Source organism: Actinomadura sp. 7K507 (genome assembly GCF_004348425.1).
GTDB lineage: Bacteria > Actinomycetota > Actinomycetes > Streptosporangiales > Streptosporangiaceae > Spirillospora.
This window is the reverse complement of sequence record NZ_SMKK01000336.1, coordinates 1-7651: the sequence shown is the minus strand read 5'-3', so window position 1 is coordinate 7651 and position 7651 is coordinate 1. Positions and strand designations below refer to the sequence as shown.

Annotated in this window: 6 protein-coding genes; 1 reads left to right on the top strand and 5 read right to left on the bottom strand. The window is 70.7% G+C overall.

The annotated features are described in order from the left end of the window. Positions 1-205 precede the first annotated feature (205 nt). From E1285_RS41465 to iscB, 4 genes are all read right to left on the bottom strand, one after another. Positions 206-1939, bottom strand: a complete 1734-nt coding sequence (locus E1285_RS41465; RefSeq protein WP_132160168.1) for a glycerol-3-phosphate dehydrogenase/oxidase — start codon at positions 1937-1939, stop codon at positions 206-208. A gap of 150 nt (positions 1940-2089) precedes the next feature. Continuing rightward, a complete protein-coding gene (locus E1285_RS41460; RefSeq protein WP_132160172.1) occupies positions 2090-3205 on the bottom strand; it encodes a GuaB3 family IMP dehydrogenase-related protein in 1116 nt (371 codons plus the stop codon). Positions 3206-3539: 334 nt separating this feature from the next. Continuing rightward, complete coding sequence (gene guaB / locus E1285_RS41455; protein ID WP_132160166.1) at positions 3540-5036, bottom strand: IMP dehydrogenase; 1497 nt, start codon at positions 5034-5036, stop codon at positions 3540-3542. A 90-nt stretch (positions 5037-5126) separates the two neighbouring features. Continuing rightward, on the bottom strand, positions 5127-6521 hold the full coding sequence (iscB, locus tag E1285_RS41450; protein WP_207947200.1) for an RNA-guided endonuclease IscB: 1395 nt from the start codon (positions 6519-6521) through the stop codon (positions 5127-5129). A 485-nt stretch (positions 6522-7006) separates the two neighbouring features. Here iscB and E1285_RS41445 point away from each other — a divergent pair, with 485 nt between their 5' ends. Then, complete coding sequence (locus E1285_RS41445; RefSeq protein ID WP_132160164.1) at positions 7007-7396, top strand: DUF5319 domain-containing protein; 390 nt, start codon at positions 7007-7009, stop codon at positions 7394-7396. A 30-nt stretch (positions 7397-7426) separates the two neighbouring features. Here the strand turns inward: E1285_RS41445 and E1285_RS46135 are convergent. Beyond that, the coding region (locus E1285_RS46135; RefSeq protein WP_207947199.1) for a hypothetical protein at positions 7427-7651 on the bottom strand (225 nt) is incomplete at its 5' end.

Sequence of the window (7651 nt, the reverse complement as noted above, 5' to 3'; positions counted from 1 at the left end):
ACCGGCACCCACTAATGCACCGACCCCAGCCCCCACCGCAACCCCGCAACAACCAAACCGTCGCTATCGCGTCCGAAGGCAGGTTTCGAGCTTGCGAGAAATCTGATCGCGCAGCGAGCCCCCAGGGCGAGTCGAAGCGATGCAGCGATCGCACCGTAGTTCCCGCCGAAGGGAGGGCCCCAGGGCCCGACCGCCAAGGGAACTACTAAGCAGTAGGAACGATGTCGGGGGCGCCTCGGCGGTGGGCGTCGGCTTCCTGGTCGCCGTCCTGGGTCTGGGAGGCTCGTTCGGCTTCCACGCGCTTGCGGTAGTACTCGATCTCGCGGTCGCGCTGCTTCTTGGACCAGCCGAGGACGGGGGCCAGGAGGTCGGCGGCCTCCTGGGCGACGCCGACGCCGCGGTCCCAGGTTTCGATGGAGATGCGGGTGCGGCGGGCGAGGACGTCGTTGAGGTGGCGGGCGCCCTCGTGGCTGGCGGCGTAGACGATCTCCGCGCGGAGGTAGTCGTCGGCGCCGGTGAGGGGTTTGGCGAGGTCGGGCTTCTCGGAGATCAGTTCCAGGAGGTCGTCCACGAGGGTGCCGTAGCGGCGCAGGAGGTGCTCGATGCGGGCGACGTGGACGCCGGAGCGGGACGCCAGGCGGTGGCGGGAGTTCCACATGGCCTGGAAGCCGTCGCCGCCGACGAGCGGGACGCGGTCGGTGCAGGACTCGGGGATCTTGCCGTCGAGGCCGTGGGCGACGGCGTCGATCGCGTCCTTGGCCATGACGCGGTAGGTGGTGTACTTGCCGCCCGCGACGAGGACGAGGCCCGGGACGGGGTGGGCGACGACGTGCTCGCGGGAGAGCTTGGAGGTCTGGTCGGTCTCGCCGGTGAGCAGGGGGCGCAGGCCCGCGTAGACGCCTTCCACGTCGTCGTGGGTGAGGGGCGTGGTGAGGACGCGGTTGACCTGGTCCAGGACGTAGTCGATGTCGGCCTTCGACGCGGCCGGATGGGCCTTGTCGAGGTCCCAGGCGGTGTCGGTGGTGCCGATGATCCAGTGACGTCCCCACGGGATCACGAACAGGACGGACGTCGCGGTGCGCAGGAGGATCCCGGTCGCGGAGTGGATGCGGTCCTTGGGGACGACGAGGTGGATGCCCTTGGAGGACTTCACGTGGATCTGCCCGCGGCCGCCGACGAGTTCCTGGATGTCGTCGGTCCACACGCCGGTGGCGTTGACGACCTGCTTGGCGCGGACCTCGCTGGTCGTGTTGCCCTCGAGGTCGCGGATGCGCAGCCCGGTGACGCGTTCCCCCTCGCGCAGGAAGCCGAGGCACTGGGTGCGGGACGCGATCTGCGCGCCGTACTCGGCGGCCGTCCGCAACGCCATCATCACGAAGCGGGAGTCGTCGACCTGCGCGTCCCACAGCTGGATCGCGCCGGTGAAGGAGTCCTTGCGCAGGGACGGGGCGAGCCGCAGCGCGCCGCGCCGCGTCAGGTGCTTGTGGTGCGGGACGCCGCGCGTGCTGCCCATCTGGAACGCGAGCGCGTCGTACAGCGCCACGCCGGCGCCGAGGTACGCGCGCTCCCACACGCGGTGCGTGGTGGGCAGCAGGAACGGGACGGGCTTCACCAGGTGCGGCGCGATCTGCTGCAGCAGCAGGCTGCGTTCGGTCAGCGCCTCCCGGACGAGGTCGAAGTTGTACTGCTCCAGGTAGCGGAGGCCGCCGTGGATCAGTTTGGACGAGCGCGACGACGTCCCGGACGCGAAGTCGCGGGCCTCGACGACCGCCACCGACAGTCCCCGGGTGGCCGCGTCGAGCGCCGCGCCGGCGCCGACGATGCCGCCGCCGACCACGACGACGTCGAATTCCTCGCGGCCCATGCGGTCCAGCGCCGCCGCCCGCTCGGCCGGACCGAGCCGGGAGCTGCCCAGGCCCGTCACAGGTGATCCCGTCATCGCGATTCCCCCCACAGCGGTTACGTTTCCGAGCGTTCCTACCCAAGAGTAGGGATGGGTCCACCCCGGAAACGACCGATTCCGCGTGGGTTCGCTCGCAATGAGCACCCCGACCGGGGTTCGCGGGGTCCCCGCGGCAGTGAAGATCGCTCAGTCGGTGGACCGGCGGGGAGCCACCACGACCTGTACCCGCTGGAATTCCTTCAACTCCGTGTAGCCGGACGTGGCCATCGCGCGGCGCAGGGCCCCGATCAGGTTCATCGACCCGTCCGCGACATGGGACGGGCCGTGCAGGATCTGCTCCATCGTCCCGATGGACCCGAGTTCGATGCGCGAGCCGCGGGGGACGTCGCCGTGGTGGGCCTCGCTGCCCCAGTGGTAGCCGCGCCCCGGCGCCTCGGTGGAGCGGGCGAACGGCGACCCGACCATGACGGCGTCGGAGCCGCAGGCGAACGCCTTGGCGATGTCGCCGCTGTTGACCATGCCGCCGTCGGCGATCACGTGCACGTAGCGTCCGCCGGACTCGTCCATGTAGTCGCGGCGGGCGGCGGCCACGTCCGCGACCGCCGTCGCCATCGGGACCGCCACGCCGAGGACGGTCCGCGTGGTGTGCCCGGAGCCGCCGCCGAACCCGACCAGCACGCCGGCCGCTCCGGTGCGCATCAGGTGCAGCGCGGCCGTGTAGGTGGAGCAGCCGCCGACGATGACGGGGACGTCCAGGTCGTAGATGAACTGCTTCAGGTTCAGCGGCTCGGCGCGCCCCGAGACGTGCTCGGCGGACACGGTGGTGCCGCGGATCACGAACAGGTCGACGCCCGCGTCGATGACGGCCTTGTGGAACTGGGCGGTGCGCTGCGGCGACAGCCGCGCCGCCACGGTGACGCCCGCGTCGCGGATCTCCTGGATCCGGCGGCCGATCAGCTCCTCCTTGATCGGCTCGGTGTAGATCTCCTGGAGCCGCTGCGTGGCGCGCACGCCGTCCAGCGAGGCGATCTCGGCGAGCAGCGACTCGGGGTTCTCGTAGCGCGTCCAGAGCCCTTCGAGGTCGAGGACGGCGAGCCCGCCGAGCCGTCCGACCGCGATCGCGGTGGCGGGGCTGACCACGCTGTCCATCGGCGCCACGACCAGCGGCATCTCGAAGCGGTAGGCGTCGATCTGCCAGGCGACGCTGACCTCCTCGGGATCGCGCGTCCGGCGGGACGGCACGATGCCGATGTCGTCGAAGGCGTACGCCCGGCGGCCGCTCTTGCCACGGCCGATCTCCACCTCAGCAGCCACTGCGCCCTTCTTCCTTACCTGCTCATCCCTACCGGGCGGGTCACCGTATCCGGCCCCGCGGGGTGTTCCCGCCGACCGCAGGAACAAGCCCCGAAGAGCTTACGTCAGCCTCCGCCACCTGCGGGACGCCCGCCTGGCCGGCGGGCCCTGGCACCGCGCTCCCGAAGACATGATCATGGCCATCCGAGCCGGCGGGCTCGGGATATTCGCCGGCCCGGGGACGCTCAACGGGCACGGCGCAGCGCGGGTTCCGGTGACGTGGTCATCGTGGCCCGAGTCGGCGGGCCTGAGGCGTTCGCCGGTCTGGGACGCTCGCCGGGGGTCAGCGGCCCTGGTAGTTGGGGGCCTCTACGGTCATCTGGATGTCGTGGGGGTGGCTCTCGCGGAGGCCGGCGGGGCTGATGCGCATGAGCCGGCCGCGTTCCTGGAGTTCGGGGATCGTGCGCGTCCCCGCGTACCACATGGACTGGTGGAGGCCGCCGATGAGTTGGTGCGCGACGTTGGCGAGGGGGCCGCGGTAGGGCACCTGGCCCTCCACGCCTTCGGGGATCAGCTTCTCCTCGCTGTGGACGTCGGCCTGGGCGTAGCGGTCCTTGGAGAAGGAGGCGCCGCGTTCGCGGTTGCGCATCGCGCCGAGCGAGCCCATGCCGCGGTACGACTTGTACTGCTTGCCGTGGACGAAGATCAGCTCGCCGGGGGACTCCTCGACGCCGGCGAGCAGGCTGCCCAGCATGACCGTGTCGGCGCCCGCGACCAGGGCCTTGGCGATGTCGCCGGAGTACTGGACGCCGCCGTCGCCGATCACCGGGATGCCGGCCTCCTTCGCGGCGCGGGCCGCCTCGGCGATCGCGGTGATCTGGGGGACGCCGACACCGGCGACGATGCGGGTCGTGCAGATGGAGCCGGGGCCCACGCCGACCTTGACGGCGTCGGCGCCCGCGTCGGCCAGGAGTTTCGCGCCCGCGTGGGTGGCGACGTTGCCGCCGACGACCTCGACCGCCGCGTTGCCCTTGATCGCGGCGATGGTGTCGGCGACGCCCTTGGAGTGGCCGTGCGCGGTGTCCACGATGATCACGTCGGTGCCGGCCTCGATCAGGGCGCGGGCGCGGCGGATCGCGTCCTCGCCGACCCCGACGGCGGCGGCGACGAGCAGCCGGCCGTCCGCGTCCTTGGTGGAGTCGGGGTACTGCTCGCTCTTGGTGAAGTCCTTGGTGGTGATCAGGCCCTTGAGGCGGCCGTCGGGGTCCACGAGGGGGAGCTTCTCGACCTTGTTCCCCCGCAGCAGGCGGAACGCCTCGTCGCGCGACACGTCGACCGGCGCCGTGACCAGCGGCATCGGCGTCATGACCTCGCGGACCGGACGGGACAGGTCGGTTTCGAAGCGCATGTCCCGGTTCGTCACGATGCCGACCAGGACGCCCCGGACGTCGGTGACCGGCACGCCCGAGATCCGGTAGAGGGAGCACAGATCCTCGACGTCGGCGAGCGTCGCGTCCGGCAGGCAGGTCACCGGATTGGTGATCATCCCGGCCTCGGAGCGCTTGACCCGGTCGGCCTTCTCCGCCTGCTCCTCGATCGACATGTTGCGATGCAGGACGCCGATGCCGCCCTGCCGCGCCATCGCGACCGCCGTGCGGGCCTCGGTCACCGTGTCCATCGCCGCCGAGGCGAGCGGGATGCGCAGCGAGATCTCACGGGTCAGGCGGGTCGTGGTGTCGGCCTCGCCGGGCTGCAGGTCGGAGTACCCCGGCAGCAGGAGCACGTCGTCGAAGGTCAGGCCCTGCGGGAGGACATTGTCGGACTCGGCGGCGGGGTTCATCGGGTTTCCTTTCGTGGATACTCCTGCTTTGGCAGGGGGAGGAAACGAAAGCGCGGGAGGGCAGCCAGGCCAAGGCGGCGCTCCGGCCTGTCAGGTCGCATCGCTGACCACACCTTCGGGTCTTGTGGTGTAGCCGTAGCCGTCGGCGCGCTGGAGGAGATGAAAGTGTTCGTGTCGGACGCCCTGGATCAGGCCGTGACGCGTGCGGATGTTGAAGCTCCCGCTGGCTCGTACGGCGATTCGTCCGGTGTGGGTGCCTGCGTTCTTCCCAGCAGGGACGACGGCGTGGGCGAGGTCTCCGGTCTGGTAGCCGAAGAAGGTCTTGACGCGGGGTAGGCGGAGGCGGGGGAAGCCGTACCGGTCGGTGCGGGTGCGGGTATACGTACCGCGTCCGGTCGCTGCAGCGATGAGCACGGTGCGCGGGATGCGGTCGATGGTGTCCAGGTGGCCGACGCACAGGGCGTCCAAGGTGTGCGTCTTGGGCAGGCCGGTGCGGGTGCGGTTCCATTTCGTGCGCCCGCCGGAAGCGGTCCGCACGGCAGGGAACGCGGCATCCAGGGCGCGCCGAAGTGCCGATCTGGTGGCGTTGACGGCCGCCGCATCGCGCAGCGGGACTTTGGCGTTGGCGAGGATGCGGGCGAGCTGCTTGGGGGACGTGCTGAGAAAGTCCTCAACGGACCGGTTGTTCTTAGCCCGGTTGCAGGGGATGCAGGCGGTGCACAGGTTGCCGACCCGGTCAGAGCCGCCCTTGGACCGTGGGTGGATGTGGTCGATGTTGAGCGGCACTGCGGTGGCGCCGCAATAGGCGCAGGCGCGTCCCCACTTGGCCAGCAGGTACTCGCGCACCTCGGTGCCGTGCAGCGTGCCGTGCTGGTACTCGGCTCCTTCGAGGGGGCGGCCCGCGGAGATGGTGTGGGTGTCGAACGCGACCCGTTCCAGGTGCACCGTTTGGACGGGTGCCCACCGGGCCAGGCGTGCGGTCCAGGCCATGGTGGTCTCGACCCGGTGCCGTAGGGACGGGGCAAGCCAGCCTCGGGGTTTGGTGCGGTTGGAGAAGCGCGGTGCGCGGTAGCGCAGGTTCCGCGATCTGCGGCCCCTGCGGTAGGCGGCGCGCTGTGACATCTTATTCCGGATGCTGCCGCCCCGATGGGCGAGAGCGATGCCGTACAGGCCCCGGCGGTTGCCGCCAGTGTTGGTGAAGACGGCGATGCCGGTGTGCTTGGAGCCGGGGTCAACGCCCAGCTCGACACCGTCCACCTGCGACTCGGCGATGGTGCGGTCCTTGACCCGGATGACGAACGGGGTGTGCCGGGCGACCACCGCCCTGCCTGTCTTGAGCAGCTTGCGCGCCCGGGCGGGCGTGGTCGACTGCAACGGTGCGCCGTGCTTGTCCAGGACGAACACGGCGGGGTGGCCCTCACGGACCTTCTCCCCAACCGCAGGGTTGGGGGTGACGCGCTCGACGCCAGGTGAAGCGCCGAGCATCTCCCCTCGCACATGTACCGCGCCGGGTGCCTGACGGCCTTCGAGCCCCGTTTCGTCCCCGATCCGGGGGATGTCTACTGACCCGAATTCGAGAGCGGGCTGCTGAGGAAGCACAGCCCGGTCGGTCTTCCGTCCTACGCGATACGTAGCCAACTTCGTTCACCTCCAACGTGCTGTTGGCCGGTGCTGGTAACGGCGGCCCTCAGCCAGTACGGCTGAAAGCCCCCTCCTCCAGGAAGGGGGATCCCGTTACGACGACCTTCCCATAGTGGTGGCGGCATCGGGCCAGGTCACGGCGACCCTGTTCCCATGGTAGAGCGTGGATCGGCGTCGGGACGGTGGGTTGCGCGCGGTGGGCAAGTGGTCTTGATGACATCTCGGAACAATCGGGACAGCGCTGAGCATTCCCACTTTGCGTGATCGTTCGCGTACGGAGAAGACCGGGGGGTGCACCTCGCGGGGCGTCAAGCAGTAGCGTGGTGGATGTGCACGACGATGCTCCGCTCGACCCGTTCGCCGGCGACCCGGAGGACCCGGCGGCGTCGCTCGGCGATCCCGGCGACGAGAGCGCTCCGCTCAGCGTGACGGAGCGCGAGGACGTGCTGGCCGACCTCGCCGACCTGGAGGTCTTCCGCGCCCTGCTGGAGCCGCTCGGGGTGCGCGGGCTCACCGTCGACTGCGGCGACTGCGGCAAGCTCCACTACATCGACTGGGACCTGCTGCACGGCAACCTGCGCCACCTGCTGGACGAGGGCCTCCCCCGCGTGCACGAACCCGCGCTCGCCCCCGACCCCGTCGACTACGTGAGCTGGGAGTACGCCCGCGGCTACGTCGACGGCGTGATCGACAGCGAAGAGGGCCGCGACGAGAACTGACCCCGCGCCCGGTGCCTCTTGGCGGGCCGGTCAGTCGCGGTGGCGGTTGTTCCGGTGGCGGTTCAGTTCTTCCTGGGCGCGTTTGCGGAGGTCGTCCAGGTGGCGGCGCGTGTCGTCGGAGCGGTCGCCCGGCGTGCGGGGCGGGGGCGACTGGACGGTGATGGCCGGGATGTCCGGAAGGCGGGGACGGTCGCCGGGCGGGAACGGGTGCCGCGGGCGCGGTTCGGGCTCTTCGCCGTCCGCCCGGTCGCCGGA

Bases quoted from the DNA above. Each gene is read 5' to 3' on its own strand.
- E1285_RS41465 (WP_132160168.1), bottom strand. From the start codon at position 1,939: ATGACGGGATCACCTGTGACGGGCCTGGGCAGCTCCCGGCTCGGTCCG.
- guaB (WP_132160166.1), bottom strand. From the start codon at position 5,036: ATGAACCCCGCCGCCGAGTCCGACAATGTCCTCCCGCAGGGCCTGACC.
- iscB (WP_207947200.1), bottom strand. From the start codon at position 6,521: ATGCTCGGCGCTTCACCTGGCGTCGAGCGCGTCACCCCCAACCCTGCG.